Annotated in this window: 14 protein-coding genes; 9 read left to right on the forward strand and 5 right to left on the reverse strand. The window is 39.8% G+C overall.

Annotated elements, in window-relative coordinates; translation table 11 throughout:
* The first annotated feature begins 538 nt into the window (after positions 1-538).
* The 8 genes from AC3RVG_RS09270 to azu all read left to right on the forward strand — a co-directional run bounded on the left by AC3RVG_RS09270 (position 539) and on the right by azu (position 11,556).
* A complete protein-coding gene (locus AC3RVG_RS09270) occupies positions 539-1,672 on the forward strand; it encodes a DegT/DnrJ/EryC1/StrS family aminotransferase (protein WP_489691174.1) in 1,134 nt (377 codons plus the stop codon).
* 7 nt (positions 1,673-1,679) lie between these two features.
* Positions 1,680-3,737 (forward strand): polysaccharide biosynthesis protein, encoded by a 2,058-nt coding sequence (locus AC3RVG_RS09275; RefSeq protein WP_489691175.1) that lies wholly within the window; start codon positions 1,680-1,682, stop codon positions 3,735-3,737.
* 217 nt (positions 3,738-3,954) lie between these two features.
* The gene (locus AC3RVG_RS09280) at positions 3,955-4,737 is read left to right on the forward strand and encodes a polysaccharide biosynthesis/export family protein (RefSeq protein WP_489691176.1); all 783 of its coding nucleotides are present in this window, start codon (positions 3,955-3,957) and stop codon (positions 4,735-4,737) included.
* 121 nt (positions 4,738-4,858) lie between these two features.
* On the forward strand, positions 4,859-5,221 hold the full coding sequence (locus AC3RVG_RS09285) for a four helix bundle protein (protein WP_489691177.1): 363 nt from the start codon (positions 4,859-4,861) through the stop codon (positions 5,219-5,221).
* 64 nt (positions 5,222-5,285) lie between these two features.
* On the forward strand, positions 5,286-7,658 hold the full coding sequence (locus AC3RVG_RS09290) for a GumC family protein (protein ID WP_489691178.1): 2,373 nt from the start codon (positions 5,286-5,288) through the stop codon (positions 7,656-7,658).
* 666 nt (positions 7,659-8,324) lie between these two features.
* Positions 8,325-8,657, forward strand: coding sequence for a GIY-YIG nuclease family protein (locus AC3RVG_RS09295; protein ID WP_489691179.1), 333 nt, complete (start codon positions 8,325-8,327; stop codon positions 8,655-8,657).
* A gap of 628 nt (positions 8,658-9,285) precedes the next feature.
* Positions 9,286-10,623, forward strand: a complete 1,338-nt coding sequence (locus tag AC3RVG_RS09300) for a capsule assembly Wzi family protein (RefSeq protein ID WP_489691180.1) — start codon at positions 9,286-9,288, stop codon at positions 10,621-10,623.
* 420 nt (positions 10,624-11,043) lie between these two features.
* A complete protein-coding gene (gene azu, locus AC3RVG_RS09305; RefSeq protein ID WP_489691181.1) occupies positions 11,044-11,556 on the forward strand; it encodes an azurin in 513 nt (170 codons plus the stop codon).
* A gap of 1,008 nt (positions 11,557-12,564) precedes the next feature.
* Here the strand turns inward: azu and lplA are convergent.
* Positions 12,565-13,560 carry a lipoate--protein ligase gene (lplA, locus tag AC3RVG_RS09310; protein ID WP_489691182.1) on the reverse strand — a complete coding sequence of 332 codons (996 nt, stop codon included), beginning with the start codon at positions 13,558-13,560 and terminating at the stop codon, positions 12,565-12,567.
* Between the two features lie 1,386 nt (positions 13,561-14,946).
* Between lplA and AC3RVG_RS09315 the strand changes: the two genes are divergently transcribed.
* Entirely contained in the window at positions 14,947-16,512 is a 1,566-nt protein-coding gene (locus tag AC3RVG_RS09315; protein ID WP_489691183.1) for an NAD(P)/FAD-dependent oxidoreductase, read from the forward strand.
* A gap of 801 nt (positions 16,513-17,313) precedes the next feature.
* Here AC3RVG_RS09315 and AC3RVG_RS09320 read toward each other — a convergent pair.
* From AC3RVG_RS09320 to mnmE, 4 genes are all read right to left on the reverse strand, one after another.
* Entirely contained in the window at positions 17,314-17,742 is a 429-nt protein-coding gene (locus tag AC3RVG_RS09320; RefSeq protein ID WP_489691184.1) for an FKBP-type peptidyl-prolyl cis-trans isomerase, read from the reverse strand.
* Positions 17,743-17,963: 221 nt separating this feature from the next.
* Complete coding sequence (locus tag AC3RVG_RS09325) at positions 17,964-18,329, reverse strand: response regulator (protein ID WP_489691185.1); 366 nt, start codon at positions 18,327-18,329, stop codon at positions 17,964-17,966.
* Positions 18,322-21,453, reverse strand: a complete 3,132-nt coding sequence (locus AC3RVG_RS09330; RefSeq protein WP_489691186.1) for a PAS domain-containing protein — start codon at positions 21,451-21,453, stop codon at positions 18,322-18,324. Before AC3RVG_RS09330 ends, AC3RVG_RS09325 begins: the two co-directional genes overlap by 8 nt.
* 244 nt (positions 21,454-21,697) lie before the next feature.
* On the reverse strand, positions 21,698-23,107 hold the full coding sequence (mnmE, locus tag AC3RVG_RS09335) for a tRNA uridine-5-carboxymethylaminomethyl(34) synthesis GTPase MnmE (protein WP_489691187.1): 1,410 nt from the start codon (positions 23,105-23,107) through the stop codon (positions 21,698-21,700).
* Between the last annotated feature and the right edge of the window lie 199 nt (positions 23,108-23,306).

Consider the following 23,306-nt stretch of genomic DNA (forward strand, 5'->3'; position numbering starts at 1 on the left):
CAACCCTTCCGTCAGCTGGTATTTATATTCAGCATCAAATTATAATTATTCCCAGCTGCCACCTTCCCTTGTAATATCATTTAGTTTTCTAAATTAAATTCGATATAAAGGGAAGGAGCTCTTATTACTACTTGAAAAATGAAGATAACTAAATAGCATTCCATCTATAAATATTACATAAATCGCCAAAGCTTCCGCCGCGGTGGGTTGGGGGCCCTTTAGCACCCAATCCCTAATCTCCAATGAGGAGCAACACAACCCACAACAGACAACAGACAACCCACAACCCACAACAGACAACCCACAACCCACAACAGACAACCGACAACAGAACACCGCCATCTCATTTTTCCCTCCCTCAATCCTACATATATTTCATAAATATTCCTACCTTTGCATCTCCCCTTGAATCTATTGAATTCTAAGTTTTAATAATTACTATTAACACTAATTCAATAGAAATACCTATAAACTATTACTGATTGTTTTTCTAATATCGTTGTGAATATTTTAAGAACAAAAAGTTGTAAATTATGCTATGAAAGAAAAGATTTACCTGTCATCACCGCATATGGGCGGGACAGAACAAAACTATGTTCAAGAAGCTTTTAACACTAATTGGATAGCGCCTTTAGGTCCCAATGTAAACGGATTTGAAGCCGATATCCAATCTTATTTAGGTCAAGAAAGCCATGTTGCCGCACTCAGTTCTGGCACAGCGGCTATCCATTTAGCTTTAATATTACTTGGTGTAGGTAGGGGAGATGAGGTGCTTTGTCAATCCCTAACCTTTTCTGCTTCGGCAAATCCTATTGTTTATCAAGGCGCAACACCTGTTTTTATAGATAGTGAAAAAGACACCTGGAATCTATGTCCGCAACATTTAGAAACAGCTATAAAAGATAGAATTGCAAAAGGTAAAAACCCAAAAGCAATAATTTCCGTACATTTATATGGTATGCCATATAAAGTTGACGAAATACAAGCGATTTCAAAAAAATACAATATCCCAATCATTGAGGATAGTGCAGAAGCATTGGGCAGTAGCTACAAAGGGCAAAAATGTGGGACTTTTGGTGATTTGTCTATTTTATCATTCAATGGAAATAAGATTATTACCACCTCTGGTGGAGGAGCGCTCGTGTCTAGAGATGTAGATCATAAAAACAAGGCAGTTTTTCTAGCTACTCAAGCGCGCGATGATGCACCACATTATCAACACAGTCATATTGGTTATAATTATAGACTTAGTAATATTAGTGCTGGAATCGGTAGAGGGCAAATGGAAGTTTTAGATGCTCATGTGGCATTGCGAAGAGGAATGAATAATTTTTATCAAGAACTATTTTCTGCCTTTCCTCACATTACTGTTTTTAAAGAACCAACTGCTGAATACTATAGTAATCACTGGTTAAGCTGTATTTCATTCAATAATCCTACTGCTAATTGTAATCCAGACGGACTAAGAGAAGCACTATTAGCTGAAAATATCGAGTCCAGACCCTTGTGGAAACCGATGCATTTGCAACCTATATTTAAAAATGCTCCATATTATGGAAATGATACTAGCGAGACCTTATTTAATAACGGACTTTGCTTACCTTCGGGTAGCAATCTAGACGATAGTGCTAGAGAGCGTATTGCTACTGCTGTTCTAAATTATTTAAACTAAATGTAGTATGAAAAATAATTATTCTGAATCTAATTATTTACATAGGCAATACGCCGGGGTTCGAAATTATGTTTTAGACCAGCACTTTCTTCCTCGCTGGGTAGTTATTGCCTTAGATTTAACCATCTGTCTCTTCTCCTACATAATTACTGTCTTACTATTATACAATATTCCAATTAATACGTATGATGTGCTGTCCATTCCTGAGCGCGCAATTTTACTCCTAGTTCTCCACCTTACTAGCTTTGTCCTTTTTAGAACCTACTCCGGAATTATTAGGCATAGCACATTTACAGATGTATACAGATTAGCGCTCGCAACGGGTACCGTGTTTCTATTTACTCTAATAGGAAATAATATCTATGATTCTTTTACTGGGTATAAAATATTTGCTAACACTGGCTTACTTTTATATGCCTTCTTGTCTTTAGGGTTTTTAATTGCTTTTCGAATAGTGGTAAAGGAAACCTATAGGCTACTGCGCAAAACAGCTTCTAATAATTTTAAAAAGCGCATTTTAGTATTTGGAGTTACCGAGAAAAGTATTGGTTTAGCGCAGTCACTTCTTGGCGATTCGTATGCTCCTTATCGCCCGATAGCATTTATAAGTACTGATGAAAAAGGCCATAATTATAAAATTATGAATTTGCCTATAATTACTTGCTGTGGAAAAATTGAAAATGAATTATCAGGTATTAAAGAGAAATATAATGTTCACGGCTTATTGTTAGTGGGTGATACCTTGACGGTACCTCAAAAAAACCAACTCGTAGAAAAAACTTTTGCTGCAGGTTTAGAGGTTTATAATACTTCCATGCCTGAAAAATGGAGAAAGCTTTCCGACATGCATTTAAAAATTGCACCACTTCAAATTGAAGATTTACTGGAGCGCGATCCAATTGAAACCGATACAGACTTAATTTTTGAAGACCTACAAGGAAAAACGATTTTAGTAACCGGTGGTGCTGGTAGTATTGGTAGTGAGCTTGCAAAGCAAATTGCTGGTTTTAAACCTAAAAAACTTATTGTACTAGATAATGCTGAAAGTGCCTTACATAGTATCGATCTTTATTTAAAGAAAACCTTTCCTAACCTCAAGTATCAATGTTACCTCGCAGATGTTACTAAAAAAGGACGCATGGAGGGTATTTTTGCGAAATTTCAGTTCGATGTTGTTTATCATGCGGCAGCATATAAACATGTGCCAATGATAGAAAACCATCCGCGTGAAGGTATCCGAGTAAATACAATGGGCACGCGTATTATGGCTGAATTAGCTTGTGATTACGGCTGCGAACGCTTCGTGATGATATCTACAGACAAGGCGGTTAACCCAAGTAACGTAATGGGTGCTACCAAACGTGCAGCAGAAATGTATGTACAAGCCTTGCAGCGTAAACCTGGCATAACTACAAAATTTATTACCACTCGCTTCGGAAATGTATTGGGCAGTAATGGTTCTGTAATTCCCTTCTTTAAAGAGCAAATAAAAAATGGAGGCCCAGTTACGGTTACGCATAAAGACATTATTCGTTATTTTATGACAATACAGGAAGCCTGCCAATTAGTACTGCAAGCTGGAACTATGGGGAAAGGTGGTGAAATATTTGTGTTCGATATGGGGAAACCAGTGCGTATTCTCGATATGGCTGAACGTATGATTAAACTAAGCGGACTTAAGCCATATGAAGATATTAATATTGAAATCACAGGCCTAAGAGAAGGGGAAAAGCTTTATGAGGAGCTTTTGAATGATGGCGAAAATACCCTAGCCACCTATCACCCTAAGATTACCGTGAGTAGTGTAGTGGAATACGATTATGAATATATAAATGAAGCTCTCAATGAGCTAGATATTTTGATAAATAGAGTAGGAAAGAAGAAAGGCATTATTAAACAATTAAAACAAGTAGTACCCGAATTCGTAAGCCAAAATTCAATTTACGTAGACCTAGACCTAGTACCAGAATCTGAATATGTAAAATCAATTCATGTTACTCAAGAAGATGAGTTAGGAAGAGTAAATGGAGTCTCAACGAGCAAAAGTGAGGCGGATAAAGTGTGAAGTGACTAATTAGTAATGAATAATGAATGATAAATTATTTATTTTATTTTAGCCATTAGCCATTAGCCATTAGCCATTAGCCATTAGCCATTAGCCATCAACCAACAACCATTTTCCATCCCTCCAATTAGTACAACTAAGGATTAAACTTTAAGTAATATTAATAAAAAATAGTAATAAATAATAAAGAAACTATCTTTGCAGAAAATTAGAATAAATGAAAGGTTTTATAATTAAGGGATTACTTTTATTGTTAGTTGTAATTTTAGGAGCATCCTGTGTATCTCGAGAAAAAATCGTTTACTTCCAAGACTTAGAACAGCAAAAAGCTTTAGTAGATAATATTCAAAACAGCTTCAAAATACAACCCAACGACCTTCTAAATATTGTCGTTTCTGCCTACGATCTTAATGCAGTAAGACCCTTTAACTTAATTAGCGAATCACGTGCGGCTGCAGATGTTTCTGGTTTATCATATACAAATACCGAACGCCAAGGTTATCTTACAGCTCAAGATGGCACTATAGACTTCCCTGTTTTAGGCAGAATTAAAGTTGCCGGTCTCAGCCGTACTGAATTAAGTGAAATGTTAGTAGAACGTATTTCAGAATATGTAAAAGACCCTATTGTTACAATTAGAGTTGTGAACTTTAAGGTAAGCGTATTAGGCGAAGTAACTAGACCTGGCACTTATAATGTAGATGGAGAAAGACTTACCCTGCCTGAGGCTATAGGTCTTGCGGGCGATATGACTATTTTTGGTAGAAGAGATAATGTTTTAATTATTCGCGACAATGGAAAAACTAAAGAATATAAATATTTAGACTTTAGAGATTCATCTTTGCTTAATAGCGAATTTTATTATCTCCAACAAAATGACGTTGTATATATAGAGCCCAATAAAGCAAGAGTTCAAGGCAGTAGTTTTAATTCGAATACAGGTATATATATAAGTATAGCATCTTTGTTGTTATCTGTAATGGTTATTATTTTTAGATAGCAACCCCAACCCACAACCCATAACCCACAACCGAAAACCCACAACCCACAACCGACAACCGAGAACCCACAACCGTTAACAGACAACCCACAACCCACAACCCACAACCGAAAACCAACCCATGAAGACCTACAAAGATCTCGACATTTACAATTTAGCTTTCGAGTATAGTATCGAGGTGCATCACGCCTCATTAAAAATGCCGAAATTTGAATTATACGAGCAAGGTAGCCAACTTAGGAGGTCGTCAAAGAGTATTAAAGATAATATTATTGAAGGTTATGGTAGAAGAGCATATAAACAGGATTTCATTAAATTTTTGACCTATTCGCACGCGTCTTTGCTTGAATGTAAAGGACAATTAGAAACAATTAGGGAACTATACAATATTCCAGAGATACCTGAATTAATTATAAAATATGATAGCTTAGGCGCAAAAATTTTTACTTTTATAAAATATGTAGAAGAAAACTGGAGAACCTAATACCCACAACCCACAACCGAAAACCGAAAACAGACAACCGAAAACAGACAACCGACAACCGAAAATGCAAGACCTCCCTCAAAACCAGTCCCAAAACGAAGAACAAGAACTAACCCTTCGCGAGCAACTAGAATCCTACTTCCGTTACTGGCCCTGGTTTATTATTGCGGTTTTAATAGCTTTAACGGGTGCCTATATCTATTTACGCTACGCAACTCCCACATATAAAACTACGGCAACTATTTTAATTAAAGACGAAAAGAGCAATGCCCTTTCTGAACTCTCCGCTTTCCAAGACATGGGCCTTTCTGGACTTTCGAGTTCCGATTTCGACAATGAACTTGAAATACTAAAGTCTAAATCCCTTACTGAAAAAGTAGTAGATGAACTTAATTTACAAGTAAGCTATTTTAAGGAAGGAAATGTTCGTGATGCCGAAGTTTTTGACAACCGCCCGTTTGATGTTAAATTGATTCCTAATGCAGAAAATAATGGTACCCCTGTAGGTTTTATGCATATTGAACCCTTATCTACCACTAGTTTCTCTCTAAAAATAGATGGGCAAAATAAGGAAACCCATAAATTTGGCGTACCCATTTCTTATGACTGGGGCACCATCATTGTTTCTCCCAACTTAGCAGTTTTAAATAAGGGTGTTGAAAACAATGAACTACGGGTAAGTATTAACAATAAAGATGCGGTAGTTAGTAGCCTTCGGAATGGTATAACAGCTACACAAGTAAGCAAAAATAGTAGTGTAATTGGTTTGGAGATGATCTCTCCTGCTCCTGATAAGGCCAGAGAAATACTCGACGAACTCATTCAACAGTATAATGAAGATGCTATAAACGACAAAAACATGATTTCTCGCAATACGGCTAACTTCATCCAAAGCCGTTTAGAGATCATTACTAGCGAACTCGATAGTGTTGAAACTGGGAAAGTTCAATTTAAGCAGGAAAATCGATTGACAGACATCGCTGCGGAAGGACAAATATTTCTGGAAAACGCAAGTGAGTTTAACAAAAAACAATTGGAGGTAGAAACTCAGATTGCTTTAGTAAACACTATGCAGGAATATCTTAATAACGGTAATCCTGATGAGCTACTCCCAGCAAATTTAGGTGTTGATAAGGAAGGTTTTTCAGGGGAAGTTGAACTCTTCAACAAAATGGTTCTTGAGCGCAAAAAATTATTGCAAAGTAGTACTACTAAAAATCCAATGGTGGTAGGTTTGGAAGATCAGATCAGCGGCATGCGTGCTAATATAAAGCAGAGTCTCGCTAATGTAAAGAATGGCTTACAAATACAACGCGGCAGACTTAATCAACAAGGCGCATTAATTGGAGGAGAAATTTCTGCCATTCCTGCAAAAGAAAAGCAGTTTAGAAGTATTAGTCGTCAACAAGAAATCAAAGAAACTTTGTATCTCTACTTACTTCAAAAACGTGAAGAAACAGCAATCTCTTTAGCAGTGACCACACCAAAGGCTAAAATTGTAGATAGTGCCTATAGCTCAACTTCACCAGTATCGCCTAAAAGGCAAATTATAATGTTGGCCGCTTTTATCTTAGGGCTTCTAGTTCCATTTTTGGTTATCTACATAAAACAACTCTTAGATAACAAAATTAGAAACCGTGCCTATGTAGAACGTCACGGTGGCGATATTGCTATAGTTGGTGAAATCCCTGAACTGAGCAAAAAAGACGACGAGCTAGTAAAAGTTAATGACTATTCTATCCTGGCGGAGTCCTTTAGAATTCTGCGCACCAACCTGCAATACTTAATGTTAGACAAGCAAGAAGAAACAGAAAAAGGAAAAGTAATCTTCGTTACTTCAACTGTAAAAGGTGAAGGGAAGACTTTTGTTTCTTCCAATCTCGCTCTTACCTTGGCAAATAGCGGTGCCAAAGTGGTATTGGTAGGTGCCGATATTCGTAACCCACAATTACAGCGTTATATTGAGCACGATTTTACAAACCAAGGTGTCGTGGAATATTTGGTCTACCCAGAAAGTACAACTAAAGATTATGTACAAGCATCTACCATGCAAAAGAATCTGTGGTTAATGGTTAGTGGTACCATCCCCCCAAACCCCGCTGAGTTATGGATGCAAAAAAGATCAGGCGATTTATTTAAAGAACTAGCCCAAGAATTTGATTATGTGGTAGTAGATACCGCTCCATCCATGCTTGTTACAGACACCCTGCTTATAAACCAATACGCAGATGTCACCTTATACACCCTTAGAGCAGGATACACAGAAAAGAAACTCCTAGATTTCCCTATAGAACAAGAAAGAGGTAAAAAACTAAAGAATGTTGCCTTCGTCCTTAACAACGTAAGCATGGCCAATTTCGGCTACGGTAACAAATACGGCTACACCTACGGACAAAAAAAACAAACCATCTGGGAAAAAGCCTTCGGAAAACGCTAACCCTCAACACTAAGCTGTCAGGGTGAGCGCAGTCGAACCCTCTCGCTCAGCAGAATGTCAAGGTAAGCAACCTGTCCTGAGCGTAGACGAAGCGCACCCCAACCTCTTTTACAGCAGGTTGTCAGGGTGAGTAGCCCGTCCTGAGCGCAGCCAAACCCCCTTCACCACTAAGTTGTCAGGGTGAGCGCAGTCCCAATGTCAGGGTGAGCGCAGTCGAACCCCTTCTCCACCGAAATGCCAAGCAACATGTCAGGGTGAGTAGCCCGTCCTGAGCGGAGCCGAAGGGCAGCCAAACCCCCTTGTCCACACCAATCAGTATGTCAGGGTGAGTAGCCCGTCCTGAGCGGAGCCGAAGGGCAGCCAAACCCCCTTGTCCACACCAATCAGTATGTCAGGGTGAGTAGCCTGTCCTGAGCGGAGCCGAAGGGCAGCCAAACCCCCTTGCTCCAACAGATTTTCCGGCCAATCCAAATGCCAAGCAACATGTCAGGGTGAGTAGCCTGTCCTGAGCGGAGCCGAAGGGCAGTCAAACCCCCTTCTCCACCGAAATGCCAAGCAACATGTCAGGGTGAGTAGCCCGTCCTGAGCGCAGTCGAAGGGCAGTCAAACCCCCTCAATTTCCCAATTGTCTCACTAAGCAAAATTACCTACCTTTAAATAAAAAAAATGTTCTTCCAATACTACGTGTACATATTAGAATGTTCAGACAAATCATACTACACAGGTATTACAAACGATTTGTCAAAACGATTAGAACAACATCAATCAGGAACTAAAAGAGACGCTTATACTTATAAAAGAAGACCATTAATCTTAAAATTTCATCAAGAATTCAATGATGTTTTGCAAGCAATTTACTTTGAGAAAAAAATCAAAAGATGGACAAGAGCAAAGAAAAAAGCCTTAATTAATGGAGATGGAAACTTGTTAAAAATTCTATCAGAATGTAGAAATGCAACACATTACAAATATAACCCAGAAAATAAAATGTCAGGGTGAGCTCAGTCCCACTGTCAGGGTGAGCAGCCTGTCCTGAGCGGAGCCGAAGGGCAGTCGAACCCCCTTCTCCACTAAGTTGTCAGGGTGAGTAGCCTGTCCTGAGCGGAGCCGAAGGGCAGTCGAACCCCCTTGCTCCAACAGATTTTCCGGCCAATCCAAATGCCAAGCAGCATGTCAGGGTGAGCAGCCTGTCCTGAGCACCCGCCCAAATGAAACGGGCACGCAGCCGAATCACCAGTGTAGCACAACTGTCAGGGTGAGCACAACTGTCAGGAAAACAACAACAATGTCAGGGTGAGCGCAGTCGAACCCCTTGTTTAGCATTATGTCAATACATGAAAAATATCAAAAAAAAACTAAACTGTCAGGGTGAGCGCAGTCGAACCCCCTCAGTTAGTAAATTCTCAATCTGATTTAAGCTGTCAGCCTAAGCACCCACCCCAAATGAAACAGGCAATCATTAGAACCCTAAATTTACAGAATCAATGGTTACACCCATCAACATCGTAAACAAGTCTCCCATCGTCCTCCGCCCGCGTGCGCCGAAGCTTCAGCATAGGAGCAAGCTTTTTCAGCGTTGGAGGAACCTCTCACTTAAAACCTACCACCTAATATCAAATATCATATAATGAAGTTACTAACCATCGCATTCATCCTAATACCCGCAACAATTTTCTCGCAGCAATTGGATGTCAATGGCAGTATAACTACAAAAGCAATTGCATCAAATAAACAGGAAATTCCTTTTTGGATGCATACCAATACAGACTATGCTGTAAGCGATTTAACTAATTTTTCAACTACCGCACAACTCACTTCAAGCTTATCATTTTCCTCCTTTAAAATTAACGCCGGTGCTACTGTTTATGGTAGAGATGGTACAACTGAAGCAATACAGCGCAGAGATTTATATCTGCAATTTGAAAATTCTTGGCTACTCGCAACCCTCGGGGCAAAAAAGCGAGAAGAAGTATTTGACGGCCTTTCCGCTACTAATCAAAACTTCCTAATGTCGGGTAATGCGCGACCTTTCCCAGGGCTACTTTTAGAAGCAAACAATCCACTTAAAATTTCAAAACTATTCTCCCTAGATTGGGGTATTGCCCACTACGAGCTAAACGATAATCGCTATGTAGAAGGCACATACCTACATTATAAAAGACTTGCCCTTATTACTAAATTCAACGATAGCCATAAACTAACCTCAAAGATTCAACACTTTGCCCAATGGGGAGGCACTTCCCCTGAGTATGGCAAGCTTAGTGATAGTTTTAGAGATTATGTAGATGTATTTTTTGCACTTACACCATCCGATGGTAAAATAGATAACGAAATACTCAACAAACTGGGCAACCATCTGGGTTCCTACTTACTTGAATACGAATTTAAAAATAAACTGGGTGCGTTTTCTCTCTACCACGAACATCCGTTCGAGGATGGCTCAGGCTCTGGTTTCAAAAACTTTCCCGATGGGGTTTATGGTGTTTATTTTAAGCCTCTCAATCAAAATTTCATCTCATCAATACTTTACGAATATATAAACACTGTAGATCAAAGTGGTTTATATGGGGGTAGTGGTAGAGATAATTACTTTTCAAATGGTATTTACAGAAGTGGATGGACTTATGAACAAAATGTTATCGGCATTCCATTTGTGCTGTATGACGATCCAGAGAGCATTGCTACTAATGAAAAGACTTTTATTAGCAATCGTTCTAGAGCCCATCATTTTGGTGCAACCGGCAATATCGCTAGATTCAACTGGAAGGTAAAAAGTACTTACACCACCTATCTAGGCACCTACGGCAGGCCATTATCACCCAAATGGAAATATTGGTACAATTACGCCTCCCTTTCCTATAAAGCAGAAAACCTAGGAACTTTCACCGCCCTAGCAGGAGTAGATTTCTCAAACAATGCATCAACCAGAATAGGAGCAGGCCTAGAATATTCCTACTCCTTTTAACCCTATACCAAAATCTACTTTCTGGTACCTTCATCAGTTAAATTATACAACAACTTACAGTCCTACGTCTTACCGTCCTACGTCTTATGTCCTCTACCTACCACCTAAAACCCACCCGATTAAAGCAAACAGATATTAATTAATTTCCAACTCTCTTTGCGCAACTCTGAGTCTCCTTAGCGCCCTTTGTGGTTAACCCATATCAAGCCAAATCACTCCTCCACACCCCAAACCCCACAACTCAAACCCCACAACATTAATTCTCGAATCTTAATCATTCAACATTCAACATTCAACATTCCAAACGTTATACCTTTCCCAAAACCAACAAACCATTGCCCTTTTATTTTGCTATCGCATAAATAGAAGCTAATTTTGTCTTTTATTAGCTATTAGAAATTAATCTAAAATTTATATAATATGAAAAAGTTAGTATTAGTATTTATGTCCGCTATAGCAATCAGTTGTGGCGACAACAAAAAGGAAGAACAAAACGAGTTGAAAATCGGCACTCAAGTTGAAGAAAAAGCTGCGCCAGCAGAAATAATCGATGATGCTGTGGCCACGATTACCATCGAAGGTAACGACCAAATGAAATATAACAAGAGCGAGATTCGAGTTAAAGCAGGGCAGAAAGTAAAACTTACCCTAAAGCACGTAGGTAAAATGGATATGAGCGTAATGGGGCATAACTGGGCATTACTTACTCAAGATGCAGACATGGCCGCTGTAGGTCAAGCAGCAGCTACCGCAAAAGACACCGATTACATTCCAGCAGATATGACAGATAAGATAATAGTCCACACCAAAATGTTAGGCGGCGGACAAACCGACACCATAGAATTTGAAGCTCCAGCCCCCGGAACATACACTTTCATGTGTACCTTCCCAGGCCACTACGCCCTAATGCAAGGAAAATTTATCGTAGAATAATTGAAGTACAAAATTGTAAGTTCGAAGTACGAAAAGTAAAGTTGGAAATAGAAACATCAACCACGTACCACAAAAAATACAGAAAGCTAAAAGTGTAACTACATTTTTAGCTTTCTTACGTTTTAAGCAAAATGTCAGGGTGAACAGCCCGTCCTGAGCGGAGCCGAAGGGCAGTCCCACTGTCAGGGTGAGCAGCCCGTCCTATGCGCTGTCGAAGGGCAATCCCTATGTCAGGGTGAGCGCAGTCGAACCCCTCGTTCAGAAAAATGTCAATGAAAGCCTAATGTCAGGGTGAGCAGCCCGTCCTGAGCGGAGCCGAAGGGCAGTCCCACTGTCAGGGTGAGCGCAGTCGAACCCCTCGTTCAGCAAAATGTCAATGAAAGCCTAATGTCAGGGTGTGCAGCCCATCCTAAGCGCAGTCCCAATGTCAGGGTGAGTAGCCTGTCCTGAGCGGAGCCGAAGGGCAGTCGAACCCCCTTCACCACTAAGTTGTCAGGTTGAGCAGCCCATCCCGAGCGAAGCCGAATTTAAGTCGAAGGCCCCACATATAGTTTCAACCCTTCCGTCAGCTGGTATTTATATTCAACAGCGAACTAAAATTACACCCAGCTGCCACCTTCCCTTATAAGATTAATTATTCTTCTAATTAAAGCTAGATATAAAGGGAAGGAGCTCTTATTACTACTTAAAAAATGAAGATAAACGAATAGCAGTCGAACTCCCTCGCTCAGCAGAATGTCAGGGTGAGCAGCCCGTCCGGAGTCCCTATGTCAGGGTGAGCAGCCTGTCCTGAGCGCAGCCGAAGGGCAGTCGAACCCCCTTAGTACCTTTAAAGATCTGACTAAGCAAAATATCAGGGTGAACGTAATGTCAGGGTGAGCAGCCCCTCCTGAGCGGAGCCGAAGGGCAGTCGAACCCTCTTGTTTAGCAAAAATGTCAGTGCAAGCAGTACCTCATCCCTCATCCCTCGTCCCTCGTATCTCGTCGCTCAAACCTCGTCCCTCAAACCTACCCTCCATAAACCAAATCAATAAACTCATCTTTCTGAAGATCTCCAAAATATTCCTCAATCTTAATATTTTTTATGACTTCCGAAATATCTTCTTTTTCATAACGCACACCAATCAATAGATTCTCCAGATTCTCAGCTGGCTCTTTTCCAAAGAAGTCACCAAATATTTTAAATTCTTTTATAAGTCCCTTTTCCACAAAAATTCGCAGGTCTATTTCACCAACAGCAAAACGCTTGCTCCGCTGAATATTAAACTTTGGCGAACGGCCGTAATTCCAGTCCCAAGTGTCGTATTTTTCTGCTTTTAACTGATGAACAGCTTTCCATTCTTCCGGCGTTAGATGATAGCTTTCAAAAGGTTCATTTTCCTCATAAAGCCCTTCTAGCAAAAGTTGTCTAAATGCTTTAATATTCATTGGTTCTTTTAAAAACTCCGAAATATTTGCCACGCGACTGCGCACAGATTTGTGACCTTTAGATTCAATCTTGCTCATTTTTACGTTAAGCGCGTTTACCACTTCTCCCAAATCGGTGTTCAGCAATAGCGTCCCGTGGCTAACCATTCGTTTTCCAGTAGAAAACTGAGCTGTTCCAGAAATCTTTTTTTCTTCAACTTGAATATCGTTTCTACCTTTCAATTCGGCGTCTAGGCCTAAATTCTTGAGCACTTTTATAACGGGTGCGGTAAATTTTTTAAAGTTGTTTAGGCTTTTTATATCGTGATTAGTAATAAAACTAAAATTAAGATTTCCAAAATCGTGATACACCGCCCCGCCGCCTGATACTCTTCGTACTACATGAATATTCTTCTCTTTAACATACTTGTGGTTTATCTCTTCCAAAGTATTCTGATTGCGTCCAATAATAATTGAAGGCTCGTTAATATAGAAAAGCAAATAATCATTATCTGCACTAAAATTCCGCAGTGCATATTCTTCCAAAGCAAGGTTTAACCGTGGATTGGTGTTGTTCTCGTTTTCAATAAAAATCATTTCATTTTAGTTTTACACAAAGATAATTAATTGTTTTGTGGACGCCCCCCATAATATTAACAATACTAAAATACCCCAGCTCCTCCCTTTCCAAAAGGGAAGCCTGCCCGCCTTTTTTTTTGGCGGGGTGTCCGCCCTCAGCGCAGTAGAAGCCCAGTCCCAATGTCAGGGTGAGCAGCCCGTCCTGAGCGGAGCCGAAGGGCAGTCGAACCCCCTCGTTCAGCAAAATGTCAATGAAAGCCCACTGTCATGGTGAGCAGCCCCTCCTAAGCACAGCCGAAGGGCAGTCAAACCACAGTCCCACTGTCAGGGTGAGCGCAGTCGAACCCCCTTATGTACCAAGATGTTCAATGCCAGCAAAATGTAAGTCCAAGCAGCCCCTCCCGAGCGAAGCCGAATTTAAGTCGAAGGCCCCACATATAGTTTCAACCCTTCCGTCAGCTGGTAATTATATTCAACAGCGAACTAAAATTACTCCCAGCTGCCACCTTCCCTTGTAAGATCATTTAGCTCTCTAAATTAAACTCGTTGTAAAGGGAAGGAGCACTTATTGGTACTTAAAAAATGAAGATAAACGAATAGCAGTCGAACTCCCTCGCTCAGCAGAATGTCAGGGTGAGCAGCCCCTCCTAAGCGGAGCCGAAGGGCAGTCAAACCACAGTCCCAATGTCAGGTTGAGCAGCCTGTCCTGAGCGGAGCCGAAGGGCAGTCGAACCCCCTTGTGTAGCAAGATGTTCAACGCCAGCAAAATGTAAGCGTAAGCAGCCCATCCTAAGCGCAGTCCCAATGTAAGCGTAAGCAGCCCGTCCTGCACGCACCCGAAGGGCAGTCGAACCCCCTTATGTACCAAGATGTCCAATGCCAGCAAAATGTAAGCGTAAGCAGCCCCTCCTAAGCGCAGTCCCTATGTCAGGGTGAGCAGCCCTCCTAAGCACAGCCGAAGGGCAGTCGAACCCCCTCCACTAAGTTGTCAGGTTGAGCAGCCTGTCCTGCACGCAGCCGAAGGGCAGTCGAACCCCCTTCACCACTAAGTTGTCAGGGTGAGTAGCCTGTCCTGAGCGGAGCCGAAGGGCAGTCGAACCCCCTTATGTACCAAGATGTCCAATGCCAGCAAAATGTATATGTAAACAACCCCTCCCGAGCGCCTCCGAAGGGCAGTCGAACCCCCTTTTGTAGCAAAATTGTCAATGCAAGCCAATTGTCAGGGTGAGCGCAGTCGAACCCCCTCGTTTAGCATAACCATCAATGCAAGTAAAAGCCCCCCCAAAAAAAATTCGTGCATTCGTGGTAATCCCCACCCGAATCCCGAATTAACAAATCTCGAATTCACAAATCCACCAACCAACATTATAAAAACTAACAAATTAACATTTACCTTTGCCGTCTATGAGCAGATTGGTTCAAATTACCGTTTTACCGCATCAACAGGAGGATTTCGATTACATTCTCGAACTAGCTTTGGAAAAGGAAAAGCTTCGAAAAGATAACATTAGTGATTGGAGAATTCGAAAACGTTCCATTGATGCACGCCGCAAACCTATAAAAATAAACCTGCAGATTGAATTGTGGTCAAAAGGTGAAAAGCGAGAAACTATTTCGCCATTTATACCTCAAAATGTAAGCGAGGCAAAGCAGATTGCTATAATCGGCGCAGGTCCCGCCGGACTTTACGCAGCGCTTCGGGCAATAGAAGCTGGATTAAAACCCATAATTTTTGAACGCGGAAAAGACGTGCGCGAACGTAGGCGCGATCTTGCAGCCATCAACAAAGACCATATTGTAAACCCCGAAAGCAACTACTGCTTTGGCGAGGGGGGCGCCGGAACTTATTCCGATGGTAAACTTTATACACGTTCTAAAAAACGAGGCAATGTTTTAAAAGCATTGGAATGGTTTGTCCATTTTGGTGCCGATGAAGATATACTTGTAGATGCACACCCGCATATTGGCACTAATAAACTTCCGAAAATTATAACCGCAATGCGGGAGGCGATAATTGAAAATGGGGGAGAAGTACATTTTAATTCTAAGCTTACAGATATAAAAATCACGGAAAACGCAATTGAAGCTATCCAAATTAATAGTGAAAAATGGTTGCAATTCGAAAATATAATCCTTGCCACTGGCCATTCTGCACGCGACATATTTTACTTACTTCACCAGAAAAACATTAAAATTGAAGCTAAACCATTTGCTATTGGCGTTCGTGTAGAGCATCAACAGGAAGTGATAGATTATATACAATATCACGGCGATGACGACAATCCGTACTTACCGCCCGCCAGTTATTCGTTGGTGGAGCAGGTGGATGGATTGGGTGTTTATTCGTTCTGTATGTGTCCTGGCGGAATTATAGCCCCTTGTGCCACAGAGCAGGAAGAGGTGGTAACCAATGGTTGGAGCCCCAGTAAACGTAACAATCCGTATGCAAATAGTGGAATTGTGGTTAGCGTAGAGCCAAAAGATTTACCAAATTATAAAGAAGGCGATCCTTTTGTGTGTCTCGATTTTCAAAAACAAGTGGAACGACTTTGTTGGGAAGCAGGAGGGAAGACGCAAAGAGTTCCTGCCCAACGGATGATTGATTTCGTGGAAGGAAAGGTTTCAGAAGATTTCCCGAAAACCTCCTACCAACCCGGTATTGTCTCAGTAGATTTAAATGAAGTACTTCCGGCCTTACTATCAAAAAGACTAAAAAAAGCATTTGTAGCTTTCGGGAAAAAGATGAATGGTTATTACACAAACCAAGCAGTACTACACGCCCCCGAAAGTAGAACTTCATCACCCATAAGTATTCCGCGAAACCCAGAAACATTAGAACACGTCGAAATTAAAGGACTATACCCCTGCGGAGAAGGCGCAGGCTACGCCGGCGGAATCATTTCCGCAGCAATAGACGGAATTAATTGCGTTGATGCAATTGCGGGGAAGAGGAAAGAGGGTAGTAGGTAAGTAGCCCGTCCTGAGCGGAGCCGAAGGGCAGTCGAACCCCCTCGTTCAGCAAAATTGTCAATGAAAGCCTACTGTCAGGGTGAGTAGCCTGTCCTGAGCGGAGCCGAAGGGCAGTCGAACCCCCTATTTAGCAAAATCATCAATTTAAGCAGCCCCTCCTAAGCGCAGTCGAAGGGCAGTCAAACCACAGTCCCAATGTCAGGGTGAGCAGCCTGTCCTGAGCGGAGCCGAAGGGCAGTCGAACCCCCTTATTTAGCAAAATTATCAATGTAAGCAGCCCCTCCAAAGTGCAGTCGAAGGCCCAACTTATAGTTTCAACCCTTCCGTCAGCTGGTAATTATATTCAACAGTGAACTAAAATTACACCCAGCTGCCACCTTCCCTTGTAAGATCATTTAGTTCTCTAAATTAAATTCGTTGTAAAGGGAAGGAGCACTTATTGGTGCTTAAAAAATGAAGATAAACGAATAGCAGTCGAACTCCCTCGCTCAGCAGAATGTCAGGGTGAGCAGCCCGTCCGGAGTCCCTATGTCAGGGTGAGTAGCCCATCCTAAGCGCAGTCCCTATGTCAGGGTGAGCGCAGTCGAACCCCTTTTGCAGCAAAATTGTCAATGAAAGCCCAATGTCAGGGTGAGTAGCCCGTCCTGAGCGGAGCCGAAGGGCAGTCGAACCCCCTTATGTAGCAAGATGTCCAATGCCAGCAAAATGTAAATGTAAACAACCCGTCCCCTCAAACCACCTCATAAAAAAAGGGCCCCCAAAACTGGAAGCCCTTTTAAATAAAAAATATATGCTAATAAATTACTTAATATCAAGTAATTCTAGATCAAATGTCAAATCTTGTCCAGCTAGGGGATGATTAGCATCTACAATGATGAAATCTTCCTTCACCTCTGCAACACGCAATTGACGTTCAGAACCATCAGGGTTTTTAGATACTAGACCCATTCCTATTTCTGGTTTAATTTCCTGTGGTAAATTCTCACTTGGAATTTTCTGGAAAAGCTCTTTTTGAACTTCACCGTAAGCTTCCTCTTTTGGAATGGTGATAGTTTTCTTATCATTCACTTTCATGTCCACCAATCCTTTTTCAAAACCTGGAATTAAACGGCCCTCACCAAGTTTTACCTCTAGTGGTTCTCTTTCCACAGAACTGTCGAACACTTGTCCGTCATTTAGTTTACCTGTGTAGTGAAGTTTTACGGTTTCATTTCCTTGTACTTGACTCATAATGTTTGTTTTTTTCGATTATTTAATCAATATTGGGCAAAACTAAGGGTTTATGTTGCCAATTCCACAGAATACTGAATTTAATGTAAAGGTTTAAGGAAAGATTAACGCCTCTATGTTTAAGCCATTTTATTAATAGCTATTTGTTTGTAATATAATTGATGAAGAATAAAGAAAACTAATAAAAGCCGAACAGTAAAGAATAACTCAATGACGGGTTATTAGCAAGCCAAGGATTTCAAAACATCTATTTTTAGTGGCTTCAACAAATAGGAAAGTACTTGATCGTTCTCTTTTGCTTTCCGTATATCGGTATTATCTACCGAAGACGTAAGAATATGGATTTGCAAATCTAACGAAATTTCGCACTCACGAATCTTTGTGATAAACTCCCAACCATTCATTTGAGGCATATGAATGTCTAAGAAAATAAGATAGGTCTTTGTTTGGTGTTCGCGTATATATTCCAATCCTTCTTTACCACTTTTCAGGGCGGTGACGTGCGTATCCGGAAAGTGCAATTTAATCACTCGGGAGTTAATCAAGTTGATGATAGGATCATCATCAATTAGTAAAATTTCACGCATCTGCATCTTCAATTGCGTTTATTTTGTGAGTGATTTCATGTATTACCTCGTCTAATTCATCGGCTGCATCAGAAATCATACTAAAAATTTCATCTTTCGAATCATCTTCAGAATTAAGTTCTGAAAGATATATTAAACCCATTATCTTAGAAAGGGGAGCCCTAATAACATGCGATTGCAACCAAGCAATTTCGCGAAGGTTTGTATTCTGTCTTTTAATTTGTTCAAGTTGTTGTCTGGAATTTGTAACATCCAGCGCAGACCCGATAGATCTAATGGGGTTGCCTTCATCATCTCTTAGTATATAGCAACGGTCAACCATATAAGCAATGCTGCCATCTTCCGTCAGAATTCTATACTCTCTTTCCCAATTTTTCTTGGTTTTATCTAAAAAGGCTGCTTGGAGTGACTCCCATAATTTAGGCAAGTCTTCAGGGTAAACCTTATTAAACCAAGAATTTTCTTTATTAAATGGCTCTGTAGCATCATATTGAAATGTGCCCTCATAACCTCTACCTCTTGCAATAGTTTGTTCTTTATGGTCAATATCCCAAATTATTTCATTACTCACTTGCATTGCTAGGCTAAACCGCTCATTGCTAAAAGCTAATTGTTTTTGGTTTTCTATGCTATCTGTTATATCTTGAATTGTTCCTTCCAAACGAAATGGTTTTCCAGCAGCATTCACAAGAAGTTGTACTTCTTGGCGCACCCATCTTATAGCATTAGATCCAGTTATAATGCGGTGCTCAAAACTTTGAATTTTGCCAGGTTTAAGCATTTTAGTTACGTCGCCAAATAGTAAAGCTCTATCCGATGGGTGAAATGCCTCCGCTATATTTTCTAATGTAGGAATAAAATTAGAAGGTGTGTAGCCAAATAAGCTGTACATTTCTTCACTCCATTCAGAAATATCAGAATCTAAATCGCGACTCCAATACCCAAGCTTTGCAATTTTTTGAGCATTCCGAAGTCGTAAGTAAGCCGCTTCTAATTCTTGCTCTGCAATTTTTTGCTCCGTAATATCTTTAGCGACAGCAATAATAATTTTTACTTCAGTTTTTAAAGTAGCGCTCCAGCGTAACCATTTAATGGTTCCATCTTTAGTTATTAACCTTGCCTCGTATGAATTTATACTCTCCGCAGTGGTTATTAAGTTATCTATAAAAGAAGCTCTGTCTTCACTATGTATAAAATCGAATATTGGTTTTTCAATTATTTCAGACTTTGAATAACCAAGTAAATCTTTAAAAGCTTTGTTTAGCTTTTTTAAATAACCATCAAAACCAACCAAGCAATGTGGGTCGGGTGAAATATCAAAAAAGTTGCGGTATTCTTCTTCGGTAATTTTCTGTTTAACCACCGCGCCAATCTGTAAACCAACTTCTTCTAATAGTTTAAAATGATCTGAAAGATATTGATCTTTAAAGCGAGAAAAGCAAATAAAACACCCCAGAAACTCTTCATTAAAAATTATAGGAATTCCGATAGCCGACTGTAATTCGGCTACAGCCGCAGCTTCGGCTCTTACAAGAGGCTCGTAATTATAGATGTCTTGCCAAATGGATGTTCCCATAGATTCCCAAACGTGGCCTGCTAAACCTACGCCTTTTTCAAAACTATGAATATTTTTAGAGTGCTCATGAAAAGAATCAAATGATGCATCCTGATTAGATTTTGAAATTAAATTTAGTCGCGCTTTATCTTCGGAAATAAGCCATACTTCAGCAATACTAATGCCTGAAAGCCGTACCAGTTTTTTTAATGCTTCTGCTAAACTAGCAGAAAGTGAACCTGGACTACCAATGGCTTTAGTTAGAGATGCCACAAGTTCTTTCCCCATTCTTTTTTCAACCTCAAGCGTTACCTCTCTAGTGTTTGCAACTATCCCACCAATTGCAGGATTGTATAAATGGTTTGTTAATTCAGTTTGAACCCAACGCCAATTACCTTCAGAATCTGGATATCTGAAAGGTTCAATAGACTCGCTATCTGTTGTCAAGACTTCCTCAAGATGTTTTCGTAGCCTAGGAGCATCTTCCTTATAAATAAAATCGAATGCATTAGTGCCAATAATCTCCTCGGGTGGTATCCCTAATATTTTTGTTGAATTTGGCGCTACGTAAATATAATCGCCAGCGGTATTTAAAATTGAAATTAGCTCTGTACTATTTTGAACAAGCGATTTTAATTTAGCCTCGCTGTCTATTAATTTTTGTTGGGCTTGAGATTCCTTTATAACATGACCAAGATTTGATGTCAGGTTTTTTAAAAGTTCTAATTCATTCTTTTGCCAAGTTCTTTCATTCTTACAATCATCTATGCCAATAAACCCACAAAAAGTATTGTTAACCATCACTGGCAGTACTAGTATAGAGCAAATTTTCTGTGTTTTTAGAACATCTTTAATAGTACTTGGTGGTAATTGTGATACAATAGCCTCAAAGAATTCACCTTTCTGCAAAGGCTCTATAAAAAGTGGAAATTTAGAGAAAGGAACATGCTGTAATTCAGGATTATCAATTTGCATTTCGGTACTATCCTGAACCCATTCCAGCCGTTGTGAGGTTGTTTTATTCTTTAAATCATTTTGAAAAAAGTAGATTCTGTCTATATTAAGCGTATCTCCCACAATCTGAAAACAACTATCCAATGCTAACACCCAATCTTCAGACCTAAGTAAAAGCTGATTAAGTTCTCCTATTATAGACAAATAATGCTTTTGCTCTAGAATATGTTTTTCTTGTAAGTATTGCTCTGTAAGGTCTATTGCAGTAACAATATCTGCCTGCTTATCGTAAAAATCAATTAGGTTACTTTTAATCTTTACGTGGATGATACTACCATCTTTTTTTTGATGTAGAAAGAGATTATTTTTATATTCCTTAGTCCTCGTTATTGTGCTTCTAACAGCTTCTAATAATTTGGGAATTTCTTCTATTGGCCTAATATCTTTAATAGTCATAGAAAGGAACTCCGTTTCCGAATAACCGTAATGTTTTATTGCCTCTTCATTAACTGCCAAAAACCGTAGCGTTTCAACATCATAAATCCACATAGGAAATGGGTATGAATTGAATAGAAGCTGATCCGGAAAGTTGGGTCTTTGACTAGAAATAATCATGAATAGCAATAATTATTTTAACGATTTACGGGGAGAACTAAGTAACTATCAAAATATTTTTTTTTCAATACTAATGATTTTTAATGTTTTGTATCTAAGCTTTTGAAATAAAAACAAATGTACAAATTAAAGAGTCTTTAACATTTACCTCAAACTTAATAAAGAATATCGGAATATTATAGTATTATAGCGAAAATAATAGAGTATTATCGGATTGGTATAGAGGTTTTTTAAAGTAGAAGAATTACTTCCCAATACAGAAATTGGCAAAAATATTACCCAAAAGCTCATCGTTCGATATCTCGCCCGTAATTTCACCAAAATAATACAAGGCTTGGCGAATATCTATTGCCAATAAATCTCCACTTGTATTATTATTTATTCCATTCTGTACGTGGCTTATTTCTTCCAAAGCCTTCAACATAGCGTCGTAATGGCGGCTGTTGGTAACGATGGTTTCATTATTACGAAGTGCGCCCGTGTTTACGAAATCGAGTAATTTATTTTGAAGTTCTTCCACGCCTTGCCCAGTTTTGGCAGATAATAATTGAAGCACAGATCTTCCAGCAGGCGGATTATTGAGTGCAGATTGTAACTGTTCAATTTCTATTTCTGTAAGCTTATCAACCTTATTGGCTACAATTACAAGGTTTTTTAAAGGATATTTATTCTTGATAGTTTCAATCTCAACCTTGAATCTTGTACCTTGAATTTTAAATTTCTCCGAGTCAAAGAGATAAATTACAACCTGTGCAGCTTCAATTTTCTCAAAGGTTTTCTTTATTCCTAATCCTTCAATAATATCTTCGGTATCGCGAATTCCGGCAGTATCTATAAATCGAAAACCAATACCACCAATGGTTATTTCATCTTCAATAGTATCGCGCGTTGTACCTGCAATGTCGCTTACAATGGCACGATCCTCGTTTAGTAATGCATTCAGCAGGGTAGATTTCCCCACATTTGGTTCGCCTACAATGGCTACAGGAATACCGTTTTTTAAAACATTTCCAGTAGCGAACGAATCTATAAGTCGTTTAAGAACTTGTGTTATTTTTGAAATTAGCTTTTGGAATTCCTCGCGATTGGCGAATTCTACGTCTTCTTCGGCAAAATCTAACTCTAATTCAATTAATGAAGCAAAATTCAATAGTTCTTCGCGCAGCTTTTTTATTTCTGAAGAAAATCCGCCACGCATCTGCTGTATTGCAAGCTGATGGCTGGCAGCACTATCGCTAGCAATAAGGTCTGCAACAGCTTCTGCCTGGCTTAAATCCATCTTCCCGTTAAGGAATGCACGTAGTGTAAACTCTCCGGCTTGTGCCATTCTACAACCTTTCCGAAGGCATAATTGTATTATTTCTTGCTGTATGTAATTACTTCCGTGACAGGAAATTTCAACCACATCTTCACCAGTATAACTATTTGGGTTTTTGAAAATAGTTGCTAGCACCTCATCAATTACCCGTTCCCCATCCTTTATGTTTCCCAAATGAACCGTATGGGTTTTCTGTTTTGAAAGTTCCTTCTTTGAAATTGAAGTAAATATGGATGAAGTAATTGCAACGGCATCTGGCCCCGAAAGTCGAAGTACTGCGATTGCACCCGCCCCTGCAGGAGTTGCCATTGCTACTATAGTATCTGTGTGTGTCATTGCGGGCAAAGGTAACATTACTTTAGAAAAGTTTTAAAGGTTTGTACCCTAGGAATTATACGCAATCAAAAAAGGGTTGCACGAATGCTAAAATTCTATAAATTACTGAATCTAAGAAACACTCTAAATTAAAATGATAAAGTAATTTTTTTATGAAGTTTACTATTCAGGATTCTCGCAAAGATTATTATTTAAACTG

It is taken from the genome of Aequorivita sp. IT1282 (assembly GCF_058068205.1).